The sequence below is a fragment of the Cellulosimicrobium sp. SL-1 genome (assembly GCF_011033075.1).
Classification (GTDB): Bacteria; Actinomycetota; Actinomycetes; order Actinomycetales; family Cellulomonadaceae; genus Cellulosimicrobium; species Cellulosimicrobium funkei.
In genome coordinates this window covers 291,537-311,689 of record NZ_JAACJC010000004.1, presented here as the reverse complement: position 1 = coordinate 311,689, position 20,153 = coordinate 291,537, and the positions used below count along the sequence as shown (strand labels likewise).

Sequence of the window (20,153 nt, the reverse complement as noted above, 5' to 3'; positions counted from 1 at the left end):
GGTTAGCATCGATGTCTGACATTGATGTGAAGGTCAAGCGACACGACCCGGTGAGGAGGATCACGTGCGGATCGGCGAGCTGTCACGGCGCACCGGGACCCCGACGCGACTCCTGCGGTACTACGAGGAGCAGGGCCTGTTCACGCCCGAGCGGGCCGAGAACGGCTACCGCGAGTACGGCGAGCACCTCGTCGACCGCGTGCTCCAGATCCGCGGGCTCCTCGAGGTGGGGTTCACGACGAAGATCATCAAGGAGTTCCTGCCGTGCCTCGGCAACGCGCCGGAGATCCACCTGCACAACGCCTACCCGGACAAGATCGCGCTCCTCGAGACCGAGCTCGCGCGCCTGGAGGACCGCATCCGCATCCTCGAGAAGAACCGCGAGGCGATCGCCGACTACCTCGACCGCATCCGCCCGTTCGCCCAGCGCCCGGAGGACCGCGTCGCCGGGAGCGCCTCGTCGAGCACGACGTTGCTGTCGTCCTCCGCCGGATAGCGACGGCAACGTCGTGCACGGCGGGGGAGGGGCAGGGCGTGGGCGGGGGGCCTCGGTCACTCGGGGCGTGGGGCGTACATGATGACGGCGACGCCGGTGAGGCACAGCAGCGCACCGGTCACGTCCCAGCGGTCCGGGCGGAAGCCGTCCACGACCATGCCCCACGCGAGCGAGCCGGCGACGAACACCCCGCCGTACGCGGCGAGGATGCGCCCGAAGCTCGCGTCCGGCTGGAGCGTCGCGACGACGCCGTAGAGCCCGAGCGCGACGACGCCCGCCCCGATCCACAGCCAGCCCCGGTGCTCGCGCAGCCCCTGCCACACGAGCCACGCCCCGCCGATCTCGAGCAGGGCAGCGAGCACGAACAGCGGGATCGAGCGCGCGAGGTCCATGCGCGCCAGCGTAGGGGCGTGCTGCTCAGCGGGCGGTGCTTTCCGCGCGGTCCGCGGCGATCGCGCGGACGGGTTGGCACGGGTTCCCCACCGCGACGACGCCCGCGGGGATGTCCCGCGTGACCACGGACCCTGCCCCGATGATGCTGTCGTCGCCGATCGTCACGCCGGGCGTGAGGGTGACCGAGCCGCCGATCCACACGTTGCTCCCGATCGTGACGGGCTCGGGGCGCTCCCAGCCCTCGCGGCGACGGACGACGTCCTCGGCGTGGTTCGGCGTGTAGATCGAGCAGCGCGGGCCGATGAGGCAGTCCGGGCCGATCGTGACGAGGCCGCCGCCGATGACCATGAAGTCGGCGTTGATGAAGGTGCGCGCGCCGATCAGCAGCCGGTCGCCGTAGTCGATCGTCAGCGGCGGGCGGAAGTCGATCCCCTCCTCGGCGCCGGGGACGAGCCGGTGGAAGAGGCGGCGTGCCTCGTCGACGTCCTCGAAGTACACGCGCCCGATGCGGTCGCACGTCGCGTGCGCGTCGCGGGTCAGCTCTTGCAGCGCGGGCGACGTGCGGTAGCGCAGCCACCCGCCGGAGAGCAGGCTGCGGAGGTCCTCGTCCGTGGCGGCCAGCTCGGCCATCCTCGTCGTCGGCTCGGTCGTGCTGCTCATCGGACTCCTTCGTCGTGATTAGTATTTCGGTTGAACATATAGGCGCGCGCGAAGGGACGCAAGACTCCTCGGGCTCGACCTCTCTGGGCCGCCGTCGCCGGGCCGCCCCGGAACGCCGTGACCGGGGCGGCTCCCGGCGCCCGGTCAGGACGTGCGGTCGAGGACGCGGCGCAGGCGCGCCTTCTTCTCGTTCTCGCGCACGACCCACGCCACGTCCGGGTCCGACGACCCGCGCAGCGCCGCGAACCGCGGCACACCGGCGGCCGGGTCACCGACGACGGCGACGCTCCAGCAGTACCCGAGGGCCTGGCGCAGCGTGCGCACGTCGGGGTCGCGGCGCGCGTCGGCGGGGAGCGCGCCGATCGAGGCGGTCGCGGCCGCGCACGCGTCCAGGGCGGCGGTCGCGGTCGCCGGGTCTCGCAGGAGTCGCGGCTCGCAGATCCCGGCGACGGCGGCGCGGCGGACCAGCGGGTCGGGGTCGGCGACCCACGACGCGACGAGCGCGCGGAGCGTAGCGGGCTCGGCGTCGCCGATCCGTTGGAGCGCCATCGCGGCGGCCTCGCGGACGCGCCACGACCCGTCCGACGCGCGGGCGCGCAGCCGGTCGGTCGGCTCCGCGCGCGCGTCGGTGGGGGCCGCGACGACGAGCCGGCCCAGCCCGCACGTCCCGCAGCACCGGAGGTACTCGTCGGGGTCGTCGGCCAGGGCGCGGACGAGCTCGGCGGGCGCGACGTCGGCGAACGCGCCCAGGAGCTCGAGGTTCGCGCGCGGACCCGGCAGCCCCGACCCCGCGGTGAGGTGCGCGCGCACCGCCGCCGGGTCGCCGTCGAGCGCGCGCAGCGCGGCCCGGTGCTCCTCTCGCACGGTCATGCCGACCACGCTAGGACGCGGCGCCCCCGCCCGACAGGGTCTTTCGGGCGGGCTCGGCCGGGCTCGGCCGGCCGCGAGCCACGATCCGGGAGCCGCCCGAGAGCGCCTGCCGCCCGGCTCAGCGCAGCGGGTCGAACGCCCGGATCTCCTCGGGGGTCTCGCCGGCCGTCACGAGGTGGGCGAGCGCCCGGCCGGTCGCGGGCCCGAGCACCATGCCCCACATGCCGTGGCCGCCCGCGACGTAGACGCCGCGCGTGCGCGTCGCGCCGACGAGCGGCAGGCCGTCGGGCGTGACGGGGCGCGAGCCGACCCACTCGTCGTGCCGGTCGTCGAGGTCGACGCCCTGGAACAGGTGCCGCACGGACGCGAGGATCGCCTCGATCCTCCGGGGCTGGAGAGGCTCGTCCGGGCCGCGGAACTCCATGGTCCCCGCGATGCGGAACCGGCCCTGGTAGGGCGTGCACGCGACGCGGCGCGCGGGCAGGTAGATCGGTGTCTCGACGGGTTCGTCGGTCTTCACGGTGAACGAGTAGCCGCGGCCGGCCTGCACGCGCGTGCGCACGCCGAGCGGCGCCGCGAGCGAGGGCAGCCACGCTCCGGTCGCGAGCACGACGGCGTCGCCGCGCAGCACGACGCCCTCCTCGCGGTCGGCGGGGGACGCGGCCCGGCGCGGCGCCACGGCGTCCAGTCCGATGCCGTCGGTCACCCCGGACCCGTCGCCCGCCCCGGCGCCCACGAGGGCGGGGTGCCGGGCGGCGTCGGGGTGCACGGCGCGCGCGAAGACGCACGCGCCGAGGCGGCCGGGCTCGACGTCGAGCACGTCCAGGCCGGTGAGGATGGTGCCGCCGCGGGCGCGCACGGAGTCGGCGAGCGCGTGGACGTACGGTCCGGGCTCGAGGAAGCGCTGGCCCTCGAGGGCGTAGACGGTGGAGACGCGGTCGGTGAGCTGGTGAGCGCGCTCCCCGGCCTCGACGCGCCGGACGGGGACGGTCTGCCCGGCGGCGGCGACGTGCTCGAGCTCGCGCAGGAAGGGCCGGGCCTCGCGGACGTGCTCGAACGCGACGGTGAACGGGCCGGGGGTCGTGCCGGCCTCGACGCCGTGGCCGAGGCTGCCGCCCGCGGCGAGCTCGTCGAACGCGTCGAGCGCGACGCCGTCGATCGGGGTGAGGGCCGCCATCGCGCGGTCCCAGCGGGCCTGTGTCGCGTGCGCCATGAAGCGCGCGAAGAACGTCCACAGGCGCGGGTCGAACCGCAGCGGGACGTGCAGGGGAGCGGCCGGGTCGAGGAGGGCGCGCGGCCCGTACGTCCACAGGGACGGGTCGGCGAGCGGCATCGCCATACCGGGGGTGAGCCACCCGGCGTTGCCCCACGAGGAGCCCGCGGCGACGCCCTCGCGGTCGACGACGGTCACCTCGACGCCCTGCTCCTGGAGGTGCCACGCGGTCGCGAGCCCCACCATGCCGGCGCCGACGACGACGGCTGTGCGAGGGGCGCGGCCGGGGGGTGCCGACCGGGCGTCGCGAGAACGGGGACGGGGACGAGAGGTCGTGCTCACGCCGGGCTCCTTCGACCGACGCCCGCCCCGCGGGTGGCGAGGCGGGCGCGTGGCTGGTGTGCGGCGGGATGGTGCCGCACGACTCACAGCGTGGTGGATCCTTCGGCGTGCGGCAAGATGTGCCGAAGGATCATCGTCCCGGGCTGCTGCCGCCGCCGCGACGTTCGCCCGCTGACCAGGGGAGGCCCACCGTGCCGAAGGATCTTCGACCGTCCGCGCTGGACGACGTCGACCGCCGCATCCTCGACGTCCTCGCGACCGACGCGCGCGCCACGAACGCGGCGGTCGCTGCCCGCGTCGGCATCGCCGCCTCGACGTGCCACGCGCGCGTCCGGGCCCTCGTGGACCGCGGCGTGATCCGAGGCTTCCGGGCCGACGTCGACCCCGCGGCGCTCGGCCGGGGGCTCGAGGCGCTCATCGCGATCCGCCTCCAGGCCGGGGCGCGCAAGGGCCTGGAGGCGTTCCGCGACTACCTGCTGACGCTGCCCGACGTCGAGGGCGTCTTCTTCGTCACGGGCGACCGCGACTTCCTGCTGCACGTCGCGGTCGCCGACTCGGACGCGCTGCGCGACCTGGTGTCCCGGACGCTCAGCGTGCGCCCCGAGGTGGCCGGGACGAGCACGACGGTGATCTTCGAGCACGCGCGCCCCTGAGGCCGTCCGCCCCTGCGGTCGCCCGCCCCGGTGCCGTCCGCGCCCGGGCCGTGCGCCCGGGGGGAGTGGCGCCCCGGACTCACGCCACCGTCGTCCCCTCCCGCACGCGCGACCGCAGGACGTGCTTGGTGAGCTTGCCGGAGGGGTTGCGGGGGAGCTCCGTCACGAGCGCGACGTCGCGCGGCACCTTGTAGCGCGCGAGCCGGTCGGCGAGGAACGCGCGCAGCGAGTCGAGCGTCGGCTCGGCGCCGGGGGCGGGGACGACGAACGCGACGACCGTCTCGCCCCAGTCGGCGTGCGGCCGCCCGACGACGGCGACGTCCGCGACCTCCGGGGAGCCGCGCAGCGCCTCCTCGACCTCCTGGGAGTAGACGTTCTCGCCGCCCGTGATGATGACGTCCTTGAGCCGGTCGACGATGAACAGGTACCCGTCCTCGTCGACGCGCACGACGTCGCCGGTGCGGTACCAGTCGCCGACGAGCACGGCCTCGGTCGCCTCCGGGTCGTCGAGGTAGCCGACCATCCGGGTGTCCGACCGCAGCCAGATCTCCCCGGTCCCGCCCGGGCCGACGTCGTTCCCGTCGAGGTCCACGACCCGCACGTCGACGCCGGGCATGCCCGCGTGCCCGATCGAGCCCGCCTTGCGCTCCTGGTCGGCCGGGCCGAGCGCGGTGCCGACCGGCCCCATCTCGCTCATGCCGTAGACCTGGTGCAGCTCGCCCGGGTAGGCGGCGCGGATCGCCCGCACGGTGTCGGCGCCGACGGGCGCGCCGCCGGCGAGCCACAGCCGTGCGCTCGACAGGTCGAACGTCGACAGGTCGATGCCCTGCGCGGCGGCGACCTGGAGCGGCGCGACGTACGCGATGGGCGCGCCGAAGAACGCGGTCGTGCGCTCGGCCTCGACCGTCCGCAGCATCTCGATCGGGTGGTACTCGCGCAGCAGCACGGTCGTCCCGCCGAGGAACACCATCGACAGGAACCAGTTGTTGAGCGGCGAGGCGTGCCAGATCGGCATCGCGAGGAGGAAGCGGTCGTCCGCGCGCAGCCCGACGGCTGCCGTCGTGTAGGCCGCGACCGAGCTCAGCCCGCGGTGGGTGTGCTCGCAGCCCTTGGGGGCCGCCGTCGTGCCGGACGTGTAGAGCACCTGGGCGATCGCGTCCTGGTCCGGCGGCACGCCGTCCCACGGCGCGGCGGCCGCGACGAGCGCGTCGAAGTCGTCGCGCCCCGGCGTCCCCTCCGCGTCCTGCCCGACGGCGTCCGCCTCCGTCCACAGCCAGCGCACCGCGGGCGCGGCGGCGGTCGCGACGGGGGCCAGGCTCGCGTCCGCGACGCCCAGCACGGCGCCGCTGTGGGCGACGAGCCGCGCGACCTCGGGCGCCTGGAGCTTGTGGTTGACGGGGACGAGCACGGCGCCCGCGCGCCACAGGCCGAACGCCGCGACGACGAACCCCGGCGTGTTGTAGGTCATGACCGTGACGCGGTCGCCGGGGCGCACGCCGGCGTCCCGGAAGACGGCCGCGGCGCGGCGCGCGGCCGCGTCGAGCTCGGCGTACGTGAGCCGGCGCTCGCCCAGCACGAGCGCCTCCTTGGTCGGGACCTTGCGTGCCGTGCTCTCGAGCATGCTGCCCAGGTGCATGTCGTCCTCCTCGACGTCGTGCGCGGCGTCGTCCTCGACGCCTCCGGCCCGGCGGCCGGTACCGCGATGAATTGAATCATGCTTCAATTCTTCGTGGAAGCCGCCCCGAGGCGGTTCACCCGACGACGACGGAGGACCCGTGCCCTACCGCGAGACCCCGGCGACGCGCGCCGCCCGCGAGCGCAAGCGCGACGCCCTGCTCGACGCAGCGCGGACGATCGTCGCCGAGCACGGGTTCGCCGGCGCGAGCGTGCAGGCGCTCGCGGCGCGCGCCGGGGTGAGCACCGGCGGCGTCTACTCCTACTTCCCGACGAAGGCCGACCTGCTCGTCGCGGTGTTCCGCCAAGCGGCCGACGTCGAGCTCGACGCGGTGCGCGCGGCCGCCGCCGCGCGCCCGGACGACCCGCCCGGCGGCGGCACCGCGGCGCGCCTCGGCCGCGCCGTCGACACGTTCGCGCGGCGCGCGCTGCGCGGCCCGACGCTCGCGTGGGCGCTCCTGCTCGAGCCCGTCGACCCGGCCGTCGACGCCGCGCGGCTCGAGTACCGCCGCGCGTACGCGACGACGTTCGCGGACGTCGTGCGCGACGGCGTCGCGGCGGGCGAGATCCCCGACCAGGACGTCGCAGTCGTCGCGACCGCGCTCGTCGGGGCGATCGGCGAGTCGCTCACCGGTCCGCTGTCGCCGCTCGCCGCGGCCCGCGACGGCGGGTCCACGGGCCCGGCGCCGATCCCCGGCGAGCGGGACGCCGTCGTCACCACGATCCAGCGCTTCTGCCTGGGTGCCGTGGGCGCCGCCCGGGCGGTGGCGCCCGCTCCCGCCTGACCTGCCCGCCCGACCCACCCGACTGACCCGCCCGTCCGGGCTGCACCCGAGCACCGCCGCACCGACCCCGAGCCACCCGCAGAGCCGCAGGAGGACACCGTGACCCCGACCGACACCCGCAGCGACACTCCCACCCGGACCGCCGGCGCCACCGGGACCGCAGGCGTCACCGACGCCGCGACCGCCGTCCCGCACCCGGCCCCGCGCACGACCCACCGCGTGACCAACCAGCCGCCGGAGCGCGAGGGGGTCAACGAGTACCTCGACCACCCCGTGCTGCGCGAGGCGGTGCACGCGTACGGCGGGGCGTGGGGCGAGGGCCGGCTCGTCGAGGTCGGCGCGCTCGTCGGGACGGGGGACTTCCAGCGCGCGGCCGAGCTCGCGAACGTCCACGAGCCCGTGCTGCGCACGCACGACCGCCGGGGCCACCGCATCGACGAGGTGGAGTACCACCCGGCGTACCACGAGGTGATCGGGGCGGCCGTCGCGCACGGCGCGCACACGAGCGCGTGGGCAGAGCCCGGGCCGGGGGCGAACGTCGTGCGGGGTGCGGTCTTCTCGCTGTTCGCGCAGGTCGAGCCGGGCCACGCGTGCCCGGTCTCCATGACGCACGCGGCGGTGCCCTCGCTGCGGCACGCGCCGTCGCTCGCCGCCATGTGGGAGCCGCGCCTGCTCTCCCGCGGGTACGACGGCGCCCTCGCGGCCCCGGGCAGCAAGCCCGGCGTGCTCGTCGGCATGGCGATGACGGAGAAGCAGGGCGGCTCGGACGTGCGCGCGAACGCGACGACGGCCGTGCCCGCCGGGGCCGACGGCGCCTACCTGCTGACCGGGCACAAGTGGTTCTGCTCGGCGCCGATGTCCGACGCGTTCCTCGTGCTCGCGCAGGTGCCGGGCGCACCCGGTGAGGGGGCGCCGTCGTGCTTCCTCGTGCCGCGCGTGCTGGAGGACGGCACGCGCAACGTGTTCCGCATCCAGCGACTCAAGGAGAAGCTGGGCAACCGGTCGAACCCGTCGTCGGAGATCGAGCTCGACGGCACCGTCGGGTTCCTCGTCGGGGAGCCGGGCCGCGGCGTGCGGACGATCATCGAGATGGTGTCGCGCACGCGGCTCGACTGCGTGCACGGCTCGGCCGCGGGCATGCGCCAGGCGGTCACCGAGGCGCTGTGGCACGCGCGGCACCGCACCGCGTTCGGCGCGGCGCTCGTGGACCAGCCCGCGATGACCGCGGTGCTCGCCGACCTCGCGCTCGAGTCCGAGGCCGCGACGCTCACGTCGGTGCGCCTCGCCGCCGCGCACGACGGCGAGTCCGAGCACGACCGCGCGTTCCGCCGCCTCGCGACCGCCGTGAGCAAGTACTGGGTGTGCAAGCGCGGGCCGCACCACGCGTACGAGGCGATGGAGTGCCTGGGCGGGAACGGGTACACGGAGGCGTTCCCGCTCGCGCGCCGCTACCGCGAGCAGCCGGTCATGGCGATCTGGGAGGGGTCGGGCAACGTCATCGCGCTCGACGTGCTCCGCGCCATGGGCCGCGAGCCCGCGTCCGTCGCGGCGTTCGAGGCGGAGCTCGCCACGACGGCGGGCGCGCACCCCGTCCTCGACGCGCACGTCGCGCGCACGCGCCGTCTGCTCGCGGAGGTCGCGGGGGCCGACGCCGGGGCGAAGCAGGCGCAGGCCCGTCGCGTCGTGGAGTCGCTCGCCCTCACGCTCCAGGCGTCGCTCGTGGTGCGGCACGCGCCGTCGGGCACGGCCGACGCGTTCGTCGCCGCCCGGCTCGGCGAGGACCGCGGCCACGGGTACGGCGTCCTGCCGCGGGGCACCGACGCGCACGCGATCCTCGCGCGGCACGCGGGGGCATGACCGGCGGCCGGCTCGCGTCTGGAGCACCACTCCCGTCCTGCTCGGCTACGGTCTCGGAGAGCGGTGGCCCGCGATCGAGGCCGTGATCGGGCCGTACCAGAGGGGGTCCTCGCGTCGGTGAGCGCCCTCGTCGGCGAGGAGGGGCACGTGGGTTCGTGGGAACGGGGCGACGGCGTCCTCGAGCTGCCCGACGGACGGCGCGTGCGGGGTCGCGGGCTGCGCGCGGGGCTGCCCGGGCCGGGCGACGAGCCGGAGCTCGGCGTCTACCTCACCGGAGGGCGGCCGCCGTCGCAGCCCTGGGAGTCGTGCTGGGTCCGGTGGCCGGACTTCGCGCTGCCGCGGTCCACGCCGGACGCCGTCGCGGTGCTGCGCGAGGCGTACGAGCGGGCCCCCGACGAGCGCGTGGAGGTCGCCTGCGGGGGTGGGACCGGCCGCACCGGCACGGCGCTCGCGCTCCTCGCCGTCTGGGGTGGCGTCCGTCCCGACGACGCCGTCGCCTGGGTTCGCGCGCACTACCGGCCTCGCGCCGTCGAGACGCCGTGGCAGCGCCGCTGGGTCCGCCGCACCGGGGCCAGCACGGTCCCGTAGATCCGGCTCCGGGACAGTGGCGTGCCAGGGAGCGATCGTCCGTGGGTGCCTGGTCGTACCGTCCGGTGCATGGATCGAGAGACCTTCTGGGAGATCGTCGACGCCGCGCGTGACCGGGCGGGCGCGGGTGCCGACGACCGCGGCGCCGAGGACGACCCGCTGCCCGGCGTCCTGACCGACCTGCTCGTCGAGCGGCTGAGCCCTGACGAGATCCTCGCGTTCGCCGAGGTCGCCGGTGCCGTGGCGCGCGACGCCTACGCGTGGCCGGTGTGGGGAGCGGCGTACCTCGTCGAGGGCGGGTGCAGCGACGACGGGTTCAGGGACTTCCGCGACGGGCTCGTCCTCGCGGGTCGTGCGACGTTCGAGCGTGCGGTCGCCGACCCGGACTCGCTCGCCGACCATCCCGTGGTCGCCGCGATGGCCGACGGCGGCTCGCCGTGGTTCGGGTACGAGTCCCTCGAGTGGCTCGTCGGCGGTGCCTGGTCGCGCGCGACGGGTGAGGACGACGAGGCGTACCACGCGGCGCGCGAGCGGACGTCGTCCGGGCACTCCCACCGCGAGCCCGCCGGCGAGCAGTGGGACTTCGACGACGACGAGGAGAACGCGCGTCGCCTCCCGCGGCTCACCGCCCTCTTCGCGGTGTGACCGGAACGGGCCGGGGCGCCTCCCCCGGGCGCCGGGGGAGGCGGCGAGGTCAAACCCGCCAGGCGAACAGGCCCGTCGGGTCGTACGCCGCGCGCACCGACGCGAGGCGTGCCGCGGTCTCGGGCGACCAGGCCCGGGCGAGCGCGTCGTCCGTCCAGGGCCCGGGCAGGAAGTTGATGTTCGTCTCCGTCGCGGCCCACGGCTGCGACCACTGCGCGAACGAGGAGGCGGCGGCGACCATGTCCGGCAGCCGCGGCGGGTTGACGCCCACGAGGCTCAGCAGGAACCCGGCGGTGCGGCCGCCCGCGGCGGACCCGCCCTCGACGTCGCGCGCCCCGGCGCCGCCGACGTGCCGCAGCTCGGCCGCGACGAACGGCGACCCGCTGCCCGGCCCGAGCGCGGCGAGGAACCGGTCGAGGAACTCCTCGTCCACCTCCCGCAGGCCCGCGCCGTAGACCCACGACGGCCCGGCGTCCTCCGGGTCCGCGTGGATCGTCGCGACGGCCGTCACGGGCAGCTCGCCCACCGTGTCGGCGAGGGCGGGCGCGAGCGCCCGCAGCGGCGCGGCGAGGCGCTCGCCCTCCGCGGGGTCGCCCGGGTAGGCGAAGCGCAGGGCGAGCACCGTGCGGCCGCGCAGGTGCTCCGGGACGAACGGCAGGTCCGGGAGGGCGAGCACCGCGACCGAGGTCGTGACGTCGTCGGGCGCGGTCGCGGTCCACGACGCCCAGCCGCGCAGGACCTCCTCGACGTGCGGGGCGTCGAACGTGAGCGAGCCCGCGTACAGCGTGCGCAGCGGCACGAGCTCGAGGTCGAGCCGCGTCACGACGCCGAGCCCGCCCTTGCCGCCGCGCAGCGCCCAGAACAGGTCCGGCTCCGTGTCCGGGCCCGCCTCGACGACCGACCCGTCGGCGAGCACGACCCGGAACCCGCGCACCCGGTCCGACGTCAGGCCGTGGCTGCGCGTCAGGGGCCCGTACCCACCGCCGAGCGTGTACCCGACGACCCCGACGGACGTCGACGAGCCCGTGACGGGCGCGAGCCCGTGCTCCGCGGCCGCGTCGACGACCGCGTTCCAGCGCGTCCCGGCACCGATGCGTGCGACGCGCGACGCCGGGTCGACCTCGACGCCCGCGAGGCCGCTCGTCCCGAGGACGACGCCGTCCGTGATCGGCGACGACTCGCCGTGGCCCGTCGCGTGCGACCGTACGCGCAGCCCGTGGTGGGCCGCGAACCGCACGGCCTCCACGACGTCGGCCTCCGTCTCCGCGAGCACCGCGACGTCGGGGTCGTGCGTGACGAGCGTGCTGTGCGCGGCGACGGCCTCCGCGGCGGTCGGGCCGCCGTCGGGCAGGTCGCCCCGCGCGAGGACGCGACCCGTGACGCGGTCCCGCAGCGCGGCGACGTCGGTGGGCGAGAGCGTGGTGGAGGCGGTCATGGTGCTGGTCCCCTTCGTCGGTGTGCGCGCTGCACGGCCGGAGGTGCGGTCAGGTCACCTGGACGACGACGCGCGGGCACGGTCTGTGACATGCCCGAGGGGTAGGGAGGGCGCCGCCTCAGGTTCGTGGCGTCCCGGCCAGCGGCAGCCAGTCGAGGACGTGCTGGATGGTGCGGTCCCAGAAGCCCCACTCGTGCGTCCCGGGCGAGAACTCCGACCGCAGCGCCACGCCGGACTCATCGGCCACCCGCTCGAACGCCCGGTTGCCGTCGACGAGGAAGTCCTCCGTCCCGCACGCGAGGAACAGCGCGGGGAGATCGGCCGTGCGACCCTCGGCCGCGGCGCGCCGCAGCAGGGCGAGCAGGTCGTCGTCCGAGCCCGCGATCTCGCGGTCGCCGAACACGCGCTCGATGTCCGGCAGGCGCCGCTCGCGGTACGACTCGTCGGCGAGGTCGAGCACCCCGGACAGGCTCGCCGCCGCCGCGAACCGCTCGGGGTGCCGCAGCGCCCAGCGGAACGCGCCGTACCCGCCCATCGACAGCCCCGCGACGAACGTGTCCTCGCGGCGCGTCGACACGCGGAAGAACTGGTCGACGAGGCTCGGCAGCTCCTCGGACAGGAACGTCCAGTAGCGGTGCCCGTGCACCTCGTCGGCGTAGAAGCTGCGCTCCACGCGCGGCATGACGACGGCCAGCCCGCGGTCGGCGACGTACCGCTCGATCGACGTCCGGCGCGTCCAGATCGTCTCGTCGTCGCTCATGCCGTGGAGCAGGTAGAGCACCGGGGCGCCCTCGGCGCGGGCGCTCGCCGACCCGGCCATGCCGATCTGGGTCGTCGTGGCCTGGGGGAGCACGACGGTCATCGACGTGCTCACCTCGAGCACGTCGGAGTAGAAGCTGCAGCGGACGAGAGCCACGGGTCGCCTCCCGGCGGGGTCGGACGGGCCGCCGGCGGTCCGCGGCGGCGGACCCAGTCTGCCCTCCGGACGGGCGGCGGCCGCTCAGCCGCGCAGCGCGTCCAGGAGGCGCTGCACGGACGACCCCAGACCCCAGCGCTCGCCGAGCTCGGCGAGCGCGTCCGGGTCGGCCGGGGCGGTGGGCAGCGCGTCGTCGACGTCGCCCAGCGGGGCGTCGGGCGCGACGCGCACGACGAGCGGGGCGACCTCCAGGTACGGGGCCGCCTCGGTCAGCCGGCGCCGCTGGGTCGCCGTCAGACCCGGGTCGCCCGCGTCGCGCGCCGCGAGCACGCCCGCGAGGTCGCCGTACCTCCCGAGGAGCGCGACCGCCGTCTTCTCGCCGATGCCGGGGACGCCCGGCAGGCCGTCGCTCGGGTCGCCGCGCAGCACCGCCATGTCCGCGTAGGCCGCCCCCGTCGCGACGCCGTACCGCTCGCGCAGGCGCGCCTGGTCGACGACGTCGAGGTTCTTCACGCCCTTCGTCGGGTAGAGCACGCGCACGCCCGCGGCGTCGTCGACGAGCTGGAACAGGTCGCGGTCGCCCGTGACGACCTCGACCGCCGCCCGGCCCGACGGGTCCGGCGTCGCGCCCGCCGCCGCACGGCGCGCGACCTCGCGCGCGGTGAGGGTGCCGATGACGTCGTCCGCCTCGTAGCCCGCCGCCCCGACGCGCGCGATGCCCAGCGCCGCGAGCACGTCGACGATGACCGGGACCTGCGCGACGAGCTTCTCCGGGACCTCCTCGACGCCCGTCGTGCCCGGGACGACCTCCGCGACGCGGTGCGCCTTGTACGAGGGGATCGCCTCCACCCGGAAGGCCGGGCGCCAGTCCACGTCCCAGCACGCGACGAGGCGCGTCGGACGACGGTCCGTCACGAGCGTCGCGATCATGTCGAGCAGGCCGCGCACCGCGTTGACGGGCGTGCCGTCCGGCGCCTTGATCGAGTCCGGCACCCCGAAGAACGCCCGGAAGTACAGGCTCGCGGTGTCGAGCAGCATGAGCTCCCCGCCGGGGGTGGCGTCGCTGCTCGCGGGGGCGCCGTCGTCCGTGCTCTGCGTCATGCGGTCATCCTGCCGCACGGCCCCGACACCGGTCTCCCCGGGGCGTCGCGCGGGCCGGCCTGGCCGTCGGGCGGCGCGAGCGGTTCACTGGTGCCCGGAGGTGAGCGACATGTCCACGACGACACGACGAGCAGCCGGCACGACCGCCGCCCTCGCGGTGCTCCTGCTCCTGGGGGCGTGCGCGGCCGGGCCGAACGTCGCCGCGAACCCCGGGGGCTACGGGTTCTGGTGGGGTCTGTGGCAGGGCGCGATCCTGCCGGTGACGTTCATCGTGTCCCTCTTCACGGACACGGTGAGCATCTACGAGGTCGACAACAACGGGACCTGGTACGACGTCGGGTTCGTGCTCGGCATCGCGCTGTTCTCCGGCCCCGCGATCGCGCTGCGCGGCCGACGGTCCTGACGAGCGGGAGTCATCCCTCGGCCGGGGCGGTGCCCCGCGCACGGCCGGAGACGAGGAAGATCGCGAGGATCCCGACGAGGACGAACACGACGTTGAAGGTGCCCGCGATCGCGTTCAGCGCCTCGGAGCCGGAGCTCGCGCCGTGCGCGTCGACGCCGTCCGTCGCGAGGAACGTCGTCGGGTCGGTGGCCGCGTGCAGGAGGATCGCGGGCACGATGCTGCCGGTGACACGCATGGAGAGGTACATCATCGTGCCGAAGCCGAACGCGTAGACCACCGTCGTGCCCACGAGCAGGAGGTTCTGCCCCGAGACGAGGTTCGTCGTGTGCAGGAGGCCGAACAGCAGGGACGACAGCACCATCACCGCCTTCTCGCCGTACCCGGCCCGGCGGAGCATTGTGACGGCGACGCCACGCGTCAGGACCTCCTCGGCGAACCCGACGCACAGGCCGAGCGCGAGGACGGTGAGGACCACCCTGACGTCGTAGGCGCCCCAGTCCGTCGCCGCGAGATGGAGCGCGACCGGCACGAGCACGAGGACGACCGCGACCCACATCCACGGGCGGCCCGCGACCGGCTGCGGCCCGAACACCTCGCGCCGCCAGCGCACGGTCCGCAGGAAGACGACGAGCAGCAGGCCCATGACGAGGATCGGCAGCATCAGCCCGAAGAACACGGTGCCGGACGAGTCGAGGAGCTCCTCGCCGCTGCCCGGCCCCAGCCGGGTGAGCCCGACGAGCCACCCGACCCCCAGGTACACCGCGATGTAGAGGACCGCGAACAGGAAGGCCCGCCACCAGCCGCCGCGGTCCCAGAACCGTTGCCAGCCGGACCGGGGGCCGGCCTCCTCGATCGATCCGGTCAGCTCGGTCATCGTGTGCCTCGCTCGTCGTCGGACGACCGTCGCCGACGGCCGGTCGGTGCGGACGGCGTCACCGACAGGGGCGAGCGTAGGGACAGGAGAACGGGAACGCGCGGCGAAGCGGCGCTCAGCGCCCCGCGATCTCCGTGAGCGACTCCGCGACGCGGGCGAGAGCGCCCGGGACGAGCGAGTAGTACGCCCAGCGGCCGCGCTGCTCGCGGCTCAGCAGACCGGCGTCGACCAGGATCTTGAGGTGGTGGCTGACGGTCGGCTGGGAGAGGCCGACCGGCCCGGTGAGGTCGCACACGCACGCCTCGTGCCCCTCCTGGGCGGCGACGATCGCGAGGAGCTGGACCCGCGTCGGGTCCGCCAGGGCCTTGAAGGTGCGCGCGAGCTCGCGCGCGGCATCGGGGTCTGCCGCCCCGGTGGCGGCCGGGCCGCAGCAGCCGGGTGCGCCGCGCGGGGGCGCCGGGGGCAGCGTGGCCGTCGTCATGCGGCCATCCTGCCACACATTGACACTCATCGATGGGTGGTCCACGATGCTCGCATCGATAACCTTCAATACGAGGAGTGGTCATGGTCGAGGTGGGGCGGGACGAGCTCCCGGTCGTGGTGATCGGTGCAGGTCCGGTGGGTCTGGCCGCGGCGGCGCACCTGCTGGAGCGCGGGCTGGAGACGATCGTGCTCGAGGCCGGAGACGGGCCGGGTGCGGCCGTGGCGTCGTGGGGCCACGTGCGGTTGTTCTCGCCGTGGCGCTACGACGTCGACGCCGCCGCGCGGCGCCTGCTGGAGGCGACGGGGTGGGTGGAACCGGATCCGGACGCGCTGCCCACCGGCGGGGAGCTCGTGGGGCGCTACCTGGCTCCGCTGGCCGCGACGCCGCAGATCGCGCCCCGACTGCGTACCAGCACGCGAGTGGTGTCGGTCGCCCGCGACGGTGCGGACAAGACACGCTCCCTCGGCCGGGAGCGGCGCGGGTACCGGGTGCGGACGGTGGATGCCGGCGGCACGGTGACCGACGTGCTGGCCCGCGCGGTGATCGACGCGTCGGGGACGTTCTCGACGTCGAACCCGCTGGGGGTCTCGGGACTTCCGGCCGTGGGCGAGCGGGAGTCGGCGGCGTTCGTCACCGGACCTCTCCCGGACGTGCTCGGCACCCGGCGCGACCGGTTCGCAGGCAGGGACACCCTCGTCGTCGGGATGGGCCACTCCGCGGCGAACACGCTCCTGAACCTCGTCGAGCTCTCCGAGTCCGAGCCGGGCACCACGATCACGTGGGCGATCCGCGGTGGGTCCGCGCGTCGCCTCTTCGGCGGTGGAGCCGACGACGAGCTCCCTGCGCGAGGCCTGCTCGGCACGCGCCTGCGGGCCGCCGTGGAGGCTGGGCGGCTGACGCTGCTCACGCGCGTCTCGATCGAGCGGCTCGTCCCCGGGGCAGGAACCGTCCAGGTGCTGGGGACCGCGCGCGACGGGGCGCTGAGCCTCGAGGTGCACCAGATCGTCGACGCGACCGGCTTCCGCCCGGACCTGGACATGCTGCGCGAGGTGCGCCTCGACCTGGACCCGGTCGTGGAGGCACCCACGGCGCTCGCTCCGCTCATCGACCCGAACCAGCACTCCTGCGGCACCGTGCCGCCGCACGGCGAGCAGGTCCTGTCCCACCCGGACGACGGGTTCTACCTCGCGGGCATGAAGTCCTACGGACGTGCGCCGACGTTCCTGCTCGCCACGGGCTACGAGCAGGTGCGCTCGATCGCGGCGGCGCTGGCAGGGGACCGGGCTGCGGCCGACGCGGTCGAGCTGGCCCTCCCCGCGACCGGGGTCTGCTCGACCGACCTCGCTCTGGAGGCGGACGGCGCGGGGGCGAGCGGGTCGTGCTGCGGCACCGCGCCGGCGGCGCCGCAGCCGGTCACCCTCGGGGTCGGGGCACCGGCCGGGGTCGGGTTCGCGACCGGCGTCGTGCACGGACGCTCGGGCGACGCGGACCACGGCTGAGCGCCCGGCCGCGCGTCGGGTCCGGGTGAGACCGGCGCGCGGCCGGCCCCTCAGCCGCGCGGGAGAGCGACCGGGGCGACGCCGAGCTCGTCGAGGAGCGACAGTACGCGGGTGCGGATCTGGTCGCGGATGGGGCGCACGGCGTCGATGCCCTGGCCGGCCGGGTCCTCCAGGGCCCAGTCCTCGTACCGCTTGCCGGGGAAGATCGGGCAGGCGTCCCCGCAGCCCATGGTGATCACGACGTCGGACGCCTGCACCGCCTCGGCGGTCAGGACCTTGGGCTGCTCGGCACGGAGGTCGATGCCCTCCTCCAGCATGGCCTCGACGGCGACGGGGTTGATCTGGTCGGCCGGGGCGGACCCGGCAGAGCGGACCTCCACGGCTCCGCCGGACAGGGCGCGCAGGTACCCGGCGGCCATCTGGGAGCGGCCGGCGTTGTGCACGCAGACGAACAGGGCGGACGGCTTCGCGGTGGCGTTCTCGGTCATGGTGATGTCTCCCGGGGTCAGGCTGGGGGCAGGTCGAGTTCGGGCAGGAGGTCGGCGAGCAGGGCGCGCACGCGGGCGTCGAGCTCGTCGCGGATCGCGGCGACCCCGGCCGGGGAGGCCAGCGCCGGGTCGCCCACGAGCCAGTCCTCGTACCGCGTGCCGGGCAGGACCGGGCACACGTCTCCGCAGCCCATCGTGACGACGACGTCCGCGGCGCGGACGGCGTCGTCGGTCAACGGCTTGGGGAACGCGTCGTCGGCGGTGATGCCGAGCGCGGTCAGGCTCTCGCGCACGCCCTCGTGGATGTCGGACGCGGGCGCCGACCCTGCGGACCGGACGACGACCCGGTCGCCGGCGTAGCGGCGCAGCAGGGCGGCGGCGAGCTGGGAGCGTCCGGCGTTGGCGACGCAGACGAACAGCACCTGCGGTCCCGCGTCCGCGGGGCGGGTCAGGTCGCTCAGCCGCTGGCGGGCGAACCGTTCCGTGAGCGGCACCAGGTGGGCCGAGACCTTCGCCGAGCGGGCCAGGTCGGTGTACGACTCGCGGACCACGCGCTGCACGACGTCGAACCGCACGTCGGCGAAGGTCCCGGCCAGGTCCTCGGCCAGGTGGTCGAGGGCGGCGTCGACGTCGTCGAGCCCGGCGAGGACGGTCGCACCGTGGCTGGCGCCGAGCGCCGCCGGGGCGAAGGAGTCCAGCAGCGTCGTGACCGCGGTCGTGTACCCCGGCGCGACGCGGTACCAGACCCAGGTGCCGCGTCGCTCGGACGTCAGCACCCCGACGTCGCGCAGCACCTTCAGGTGGTGCGAGACGGTCGGCTGCGAGACGTCCGTGAGCGAGGCGAGGTCGCACACGCACGCCTCACCGGCCGTGGAGGTCGCGATGAAGGAGAGCATGCGCAGCCGCAGCGGCTCGGCGAGGGCCTTGAGCGTCGTGGCGACGGCGCCCGCGACCTCGGTCCCGATCGCGTGCGCCTCGACCTGCGGCGTGCAGTCGGTGTCCGTGACGGTCATCGGCAGGGGAGCGGTGGTCATGACCTCACCTCTTCCAGCTCTCGTGCTCGGGTCGGGTCAGCGTAGGGGTCGATGGCGAACCAGCGGCGTGCGAGCCACAAGGAGACGTAGACGAGACCGACCAGGACGGGGACCTCGATGAGCGGACCGACGACTCCGGCCAGGGCCTGGCCGGAGGTCGCACCGAACGTGGCGATGGCGACGGCGATCGCGAGCTCGAAGTTGTTGCCCGCCGCGGTGAACGCGAGCGTCGTGGAGCGCGCGTAGCCGAGCGCGAGCGTCTTGCCGGCGACGATGCCGATGCCCCACATGGCAGCGAAGTACACCAGCAGCGGCAGGGCGATCCGGGCGACGTCGAGCGGGTGGGAGGTGACGGCCTCGCCCTGCAGGGCGAACAGCAGCACGATCGTGAACAGCAGCCCGTACAACGCCCAGGGTCCGATCACCGGCAGGAACCGGTCCTCGTACCAGGCACGGCCCCGGGCGCGTTCCCCGACCAGGCGCGAGGCGAACCCGGCGACCAGCGGGACGCCGAGGAACACGAGCACGTTGAGCGCGATCTGCCCCACCGACACGTCCAGGCCCTGGGTGTCCAGGCCCAGCCACGCGGGCAGCACCGTGAGGTAGAAGTAGCCGAGCAACGAGAAGGCGACGACCTGGAACACGGAGTTGATGGCGACGAGCACCGCCGCGGCCTCCCGGTCCCCGCACGCCAGGTCGTTCCAGATCACGACCATGGCGATGCACCGGGCCAGGCCGACGACGATCAGCCCGGTGCGGTACTCGGGCAGGTCGGGCAGGAAGGCCCACGCCAGGGCGAACATCAGCGCAGGCCCGACCAGCCAGTTCAGGACCAGCGAGGAGGCCAGGAGCCGCTTGTCGCCGGTGACCGCACCCACCCGGTCGTAGCGGACCTTGGCCAGCACCGGGTACATCATCACGAGCAGGCCGAGGGCGATCGGCACGGAGATCCCGCCGACCTCCAGCGCGGCGAGCACGTCGGACAGGGCAGGGACGAACCGGCCCAGGACGAGCCCGGCGACCATCGCGAGCCCGATCCACAGCGGCAGCCACCGGTCGAGCGCCGACAGTCGTGGACCCGGTGCGGCGCTGGGTGTGCTCACGGGAGGCCCGGCCCGTCGGTGGCGACGACCCAGGAAAGCGCGGAGTGCATCGACATGCTTCTATATTGACAGGTCTCGATGCAGTCGCCAAGTGCTGGTGCCCCTCCTGTGCGGGAGTGCCCGTGACCTCTCGGGGCCACCGCGTGGCCGTGGCATGCTCGTGCCGTGACCGATCCCGTGCTCCGACCCGCCCGCCCCGACGACACGGACGCGCTGGTCGACGTCTGGCGGCGCGCCGTCGAGGCCACGCACGACTTCCTCGCCCCCGACGACGTGCGCGAGCTGGAGGCCGCCGTCCGGGACGAGTACCTCGGCACCGTCGACCTCACCGTCGCGGAGGTCGACGGCCGGGTGGCGGGGTTCGCCGGGACGGTCGGGCACCGGGTCGAGATGCTGTTCGTGGACCCCGCGCTGCACGGGCGCGGGATCGGCCGCGCGCTGCTCGACGCGGTCGGGCGCGGTCACCCGGTCGTCGAGCTCGACGTCAACGAGCAGAACCCGGGCGCGCTGGGCTTCTACCGGGCGCTCGGGTTCGAGGTGACCGGGCGGTCGGAGACGGACGACCAGGGCCGCCCGTTCCCGCTGCTGCACCTGCGCCGCGAGGCCTGACGCCGCGCGACCGATGAGCCGGTGGCCTGCG

Annotated in this window: 22 protein-coding genes; 9 read left to right on the top strand and 13 right to left on the bottom strand. The window is 75.2% G+C overall.

The window, feature by feature from the left end; genetic code table 11:
• Positions 1-64 precede the first annotated feature (64 nt).
• Entirely contained in the window at positions 65-496 is a 432-nt protein-coding gene (locus GWJ10_RS08070) for a MerR family transcriptional regulator (protein ID WP_021483088.1), read from the top strand.
• Positions 497-552: 56 nt separating this feature from the next.
• Here GWJ10_RS08070 and GWJ10_RS08065 read toward each other — a convergent pair whose 3' ends face one another.
• The 4 genes from GWJ10_RS08065 to GWJ10_RS08050 all read right to left on the bottom strand — a co-directional run bounded on the left by GWJ10_RS08065 (position 553) and on the right by GWJ10_RS08050 (position 3,974).
• Positions 553-888, bottom strand: coding sequence for a YnfA family protein (locus tag GWJ10_RS08065; protein WP_163186696.1), 336 nt, complete (start codon positions 886-888; stop codon positions 553-555).
• Between the two features lie 25 nt (positions 889-913).
• The gene (locus GWJ10_RS08060; RefSeq protein ID WP_163186694.1) at positions 914-1,549 is read right to left on the bottom strand and encodes a sugar O-acetyltransferase; all 636 of its coding nucleotides are present in this window, start codon (positions 1,547-1,549) and stop codon (positions 914-916) included.
• A gap of 144 nt (positions 1,550-1,693) precedes the next feature.
• Positions 1,694-2,419, bottom strand: a complete 726-nt coding sequence (locus GWJ10_RS08055; RefSeq protein ID WP_163186692.1) for a HEAT repeat domain-containing protein — start codon at positions 2,417-2,419, stop codon at positions 1,694-1,696.
• Positions 2,420-2,537: 118 nt separating this feature from the next.
• Entirely contained in the window at positions 2,538-3,974 is a 1,437-nt protein-coding gene (locus tag GWJ10_RS08050; protein WP_163186690.1) for an FAD-dependent oxidoreductase, read from the bottom strand.
• Positions 3,975-4,165: 191 nt separating this feature from the next.
• Between GWJ10_RS08050 and GWJ10_RS08045 the strand changes: the two genes are divergently transcribed.
• Positions 4,166-4,627, top strand: a complete 462-nt coding sequence (locus GWJ10_RS08045) for an Lrp/AsnC family transcriptional regulator (RefSeq protein ID WP_061268397.1) — start codon at positions 4,166-4,168, stop codon at positions 4,625-4,627.
• Positions 4,628-4,706: 79 nt separating this feature from the next.
• On the opposite strand, the gene GWJ10_RS08040 is transcribed toward GWJ10_RS08045, so the two are convergent.
• Entirely contained in the window at positions 4,707-6,263 is a 1,557-nt protein-coding gene (locus GWJ10_RS08040) for an AMP-binding protein (protein ID WP_163186688.1), read from the bottom strand.
• Positions 6,264-6,402: 139 nt separating this feature from the next.
• Between GWJ10_RS08040 and GWJ10_RS08035 the strand changes: the two genes are divergently transcribed.
• The 4 genes from GWJ10_RS08035 to GWJ10_RS08020 all read left to right on the top strand — a co-directional run bounded on the left by GWJ10_RS08035 (position 6,403) and on the right by GWJ10_RS08020 (position 10,176).
• A complete protein-coding gene (locus GWJ10_RS08035; protein WP_163186686.1) occupies positions 6,403-7,086 on the top strand; it encodes a TetR/AcrR family transcriptional regulator in 684 nt (227 codons plus the stop codon).
• Between the two features lie 99 nt (positions 7,087-7,185).
• Entirely contained in the window at positions 7,186-8,943 is a 1,758-nt protein-coding gene (locus GWJ10_RS08030; RefSeq protein ID WP_163186684.1) for an acyl-CoA dehydrogenase family protein, read from the top strand.
• 147 nt (positions 8,944-9,090) lie between these two features.
• Positions 9,091-9,531, top strand: a complete 441-nt coding sequence (locus tag GWJ10_RS08025; RefSeq protein ID WP_163186682.1) for a protein-tyrosine phosphatase family protein — start codon at positions 9,091-9,093, stop codon at positions 9,529-9,531.
• 69 nt (positions 9,532-9,600) lie between these two features.
• Complete coding sequence (locus GWJ10_RS08020) at positions 9,601-10,176, top strand: DUF4240 domain-containing protein (RefSeq protein ID WP_163186679.1); 576 nt, start codon at positions 9,601-9,603, stop codon at positions 10,174-10,176.
• 49 nt (positions 10,177-10,225) lie between these two features.
• On the opposite strand, the gene GWJ10_RS08015 is transcribed toward GWJ10_RS08020, so the two are convergent.
• The 3 genes from GWJ10_RS08015 to GWJ10_RS08005 all read right to left on the bottom strand — a co-directional run bounded on the left by GWJ10_RS08015 (position 10,226) and on the right by GWJ10_RS08005 (position 13,628).
• Positions 10,226-11,611 carry an FAD-binding oxidoreductase gene (locus tag GWJ10_RS08015; protein WP_163186677.1) on the bottom strand — a complete coding sequence of 462 codons (1,386 nt, stop codon included), beginning with the start codon at positions 11,609-11,611 and terminating at the stop codon, positions 10,226-10,228.
• A 118-nt stretch (positions 11,612-11,729) separates the two neighbouring features.
• Positions 11,730-12,527 carry an alpha/beta hydrolase family protein gene (locus tag GWJ10_RS08010; protein ID WP_061268392.1) on the bottom strand — a complete coding sequence of 266 codons (798 nt, stop codon included), beginning with the start codon at positions 12,525-12,527 and terminating at the stop codon, positions 11,730-11,732.
• 84 nt (positions 12,528-12,611) lie between these two features.
• Positions 12,612-13,628, bottom strand: a complete 1,017-nt coding sequence (locus tag GWJ10_RS08005) for a 5'-3' exonuclease (protein ID WP_163186675.1) — start codon at positions 13,626-13,628, stop codon at positions 12,612-12,614.
• A gap of 109 nt (positions 13,629-13,737) precedes the next feature.
• On the opposite strand from GWJ10_RS08005, the gene GWJ10_RS08000 reads away from it, so the two are divergent.
• Positions 13,738-14,031: a hypothetical protein gene (locus GWJ10_RS08000; RefSeq protein WP_163186673.1), complete on the top strand. Its 294-nt coding sequence runs from the start codon at positions 13,738-13,740 to the stop codon at positions 14,029-14,031.
• A gap of 10 nt (positions 14,032-14,041) precedes the next feature.
• Here the strand turns inward: GWJ10_RS08000 and GWJ10_RS07995 are convergent, their stop codons facing one another.
• Complete coding sequence (locus GWJ10_RS07995) at positions 14,042-14,905, bottom strand: CPBP family intramembrane glutamic endopeptidase (protein WP_163186671.1); 864 nt, start codon at positions 14,903-14,905, stop codon at positions 14,042-14,044.
• A gap of 115 nt (positions 14,906-15,020) precedes the next feature.
• Complete coding sequence (locus GWJ10_RS07990; protein WP_163186669.1) at positions 15,021-15,386, bottom strand: metalloregulator ArsR/SmtB family transcription factor; 366 nt, start codon at positions 15,384-15,386, stop codon at positions 15,021-15,023.
• Positions 15,387-15,469: 83 nt separating this feature from the next.
• Between GWJ10_RS07990 and GWJ10_RS07985 the strand changes: the two genes are divergently transcribed.
• A complete protein-coding gene (locus GWJ10_RS07985) occupies positions 15,470-16,888 on the top strand; it encodes an FAD-dependent oxidoreductase (protein ID WP_163186667.1) in 1,419 nt (472 codons plus the stop codon).
• A gap of 50 nt (positions 16,889-16,938) precedes the next feature.
• On the opposite strand, the gene GWJ10_RS07980 is transcribed toward GWJ10_RS07985, so the two are convergent.
• Genes GWJ10_RS07980 through arsB form a run of 3 tightly spaced genes read right to left on the bottom strand, consistent with a single transcriptional unit; the run spans position 16,939 to position 19,513 of the window.
• On the bottom strand, positions 16,939-17,376 hold the full coding sequence (locus tag GWJ10_RS07980) for an arsenate reductase ArsC (protein ID WP_163186665.1): 438 nt from the start codon (positions 17,374-17,376) through the stop codon (positions 16,939-16,941).
• A gap of 17 nt (positions 17,377-17,393) precedes the next feature.
• The gene (locus tag GWJ10_RS07975; protein ID WP_163186663.1) at positions 17,394-18,410 is read right to left on the bottom strand and encodes a metalloregulator ArsR/SmtB family transcription factor; all 1,017 of its coding nucleotides are present in this window, start codon (positions 18,408-18,410) and stop codon (positions 17,394-17,396) included.
• Entirely contained in the window at positions 18,407-19,513 is a 1,107-nt protein-coding gene (gene arsB / locus GWJ10_RS07970; RefSeq protein WP_163186661.1) for an ACR3 family arsenite efflux transporter, read from the bottom strand. The genes GWJ10_RS07975 and arsB overlap by 4 nt, the downstream gene beginning before the upstream one ends.
• A gap of 165 nt (positions 19,514-19,678) precedes the next feature.
• On the opposite strand from arsB, the gene GWJ10_RS07965 reads away from it, so the two are divergent.
• Positions 19,679-20,122 (top strand): acetyltransferase, encoded by a 444-nt coding sequence (locus tag GWJ10_RS07965; RefSeq protein ID WP_241005713.1) that lies wholly within the window; start codon positions 19,679-19,681, stop codon positions 20,120-20,122.
• Positions 20,123-20,153: the final 31 nt, after the last annotated feature.

Coding starts and splice junctions, on each gene's coding strand:
- GWJ10_RS08065 (WP_163186696.1), bottom strand. CDS start 888: ATGGACCTCGCGCGCTCGATCCCGCTGTTCGTGCTCGCTGCCCTGCTC.
- GWJ10_RS08060 (WP_163186694.1), bottom strand. CDS start 1,549: ATGAGCAGCACGACCGAGCCGACGACGAGGATGGCCGAGCTGGCCGCC.
- GWJ10_RS08055 (WP_163186692.1), bottom strand. CDS start 2,419: ATGACCGTGCGAGAGGAGCACCGGGCCGCGCTGCGCGCGCTCGACGGC.
- GWJ10_RS08040 (WP_163186688.1), bottom strand. CDS start 6,263: ATGCACCTGGGCAGCATGCTCGAGAGCACGGCACGCAAGGTCCCGACC.
- GWJ10_RS08020 (WP_163186679.1), top strand. CDS start 9,601: ATGGATCGAGAGACCTTCTGGGAGATCGTCGACGCCGCGCGTGACCGG.
- GWJ10_RS08015 (WP_163186677.1), bottom strand. CDS start 11,611: ATGACCGCCTCCACCACGCTCTCGCCCACCGACGTCGCCGCGCTGCGG.
- GWJ10_RS08005 (WP_163186675.1), bottom strand. CDS start 13,628: ATGACGCAGAGCACGGACGACGGCGCCCCCGCGAGCAGCGACGCCACC.
- GWJ10_RS08000 (WP_163186673.1), top strand. CDS start 13,738: ATGTCCACGACGACACGACGAGCAGCCGGCACGACCGCCGCCCTCGCG.
- GWJ10_RS07995 (WP_163186671.1), bottom strand. CDS start 14,905: ATGACCGAGCTGACCGGATCGATCGAGGAGGCCGGCCCCCGGTCCGGC.
- GWJ10_RS07990 (WP_163186669.1), bottom strand. CDS start 15,386: ATGACGACGGCCACGCTGCCCCCGGCGCCCCCGCGCGGCGCACCCGGC.
- GWJ10_RS07985 (WP_163186667.1), top strand. CDS start 15,470: ATGGTCGAGGTGGGGCGGGACGAGCTCCCGGTCGTGGTGATCGGTGCA.
- GWJ10_RS07980 (WP_163186665.1), bottom strand. CDS start 17,376: ATGACCGAGAACGCCACCGCGAAGCCGTCCGCCCTGTTCGTCTGCGTG.
- GWJ10_RS07975 (WP_163186663.1), bottom strand. CDS start 18,410: ATGACCACCGCTCCCCTGCCGATGACCGTCACGGACACCGACTGCACG.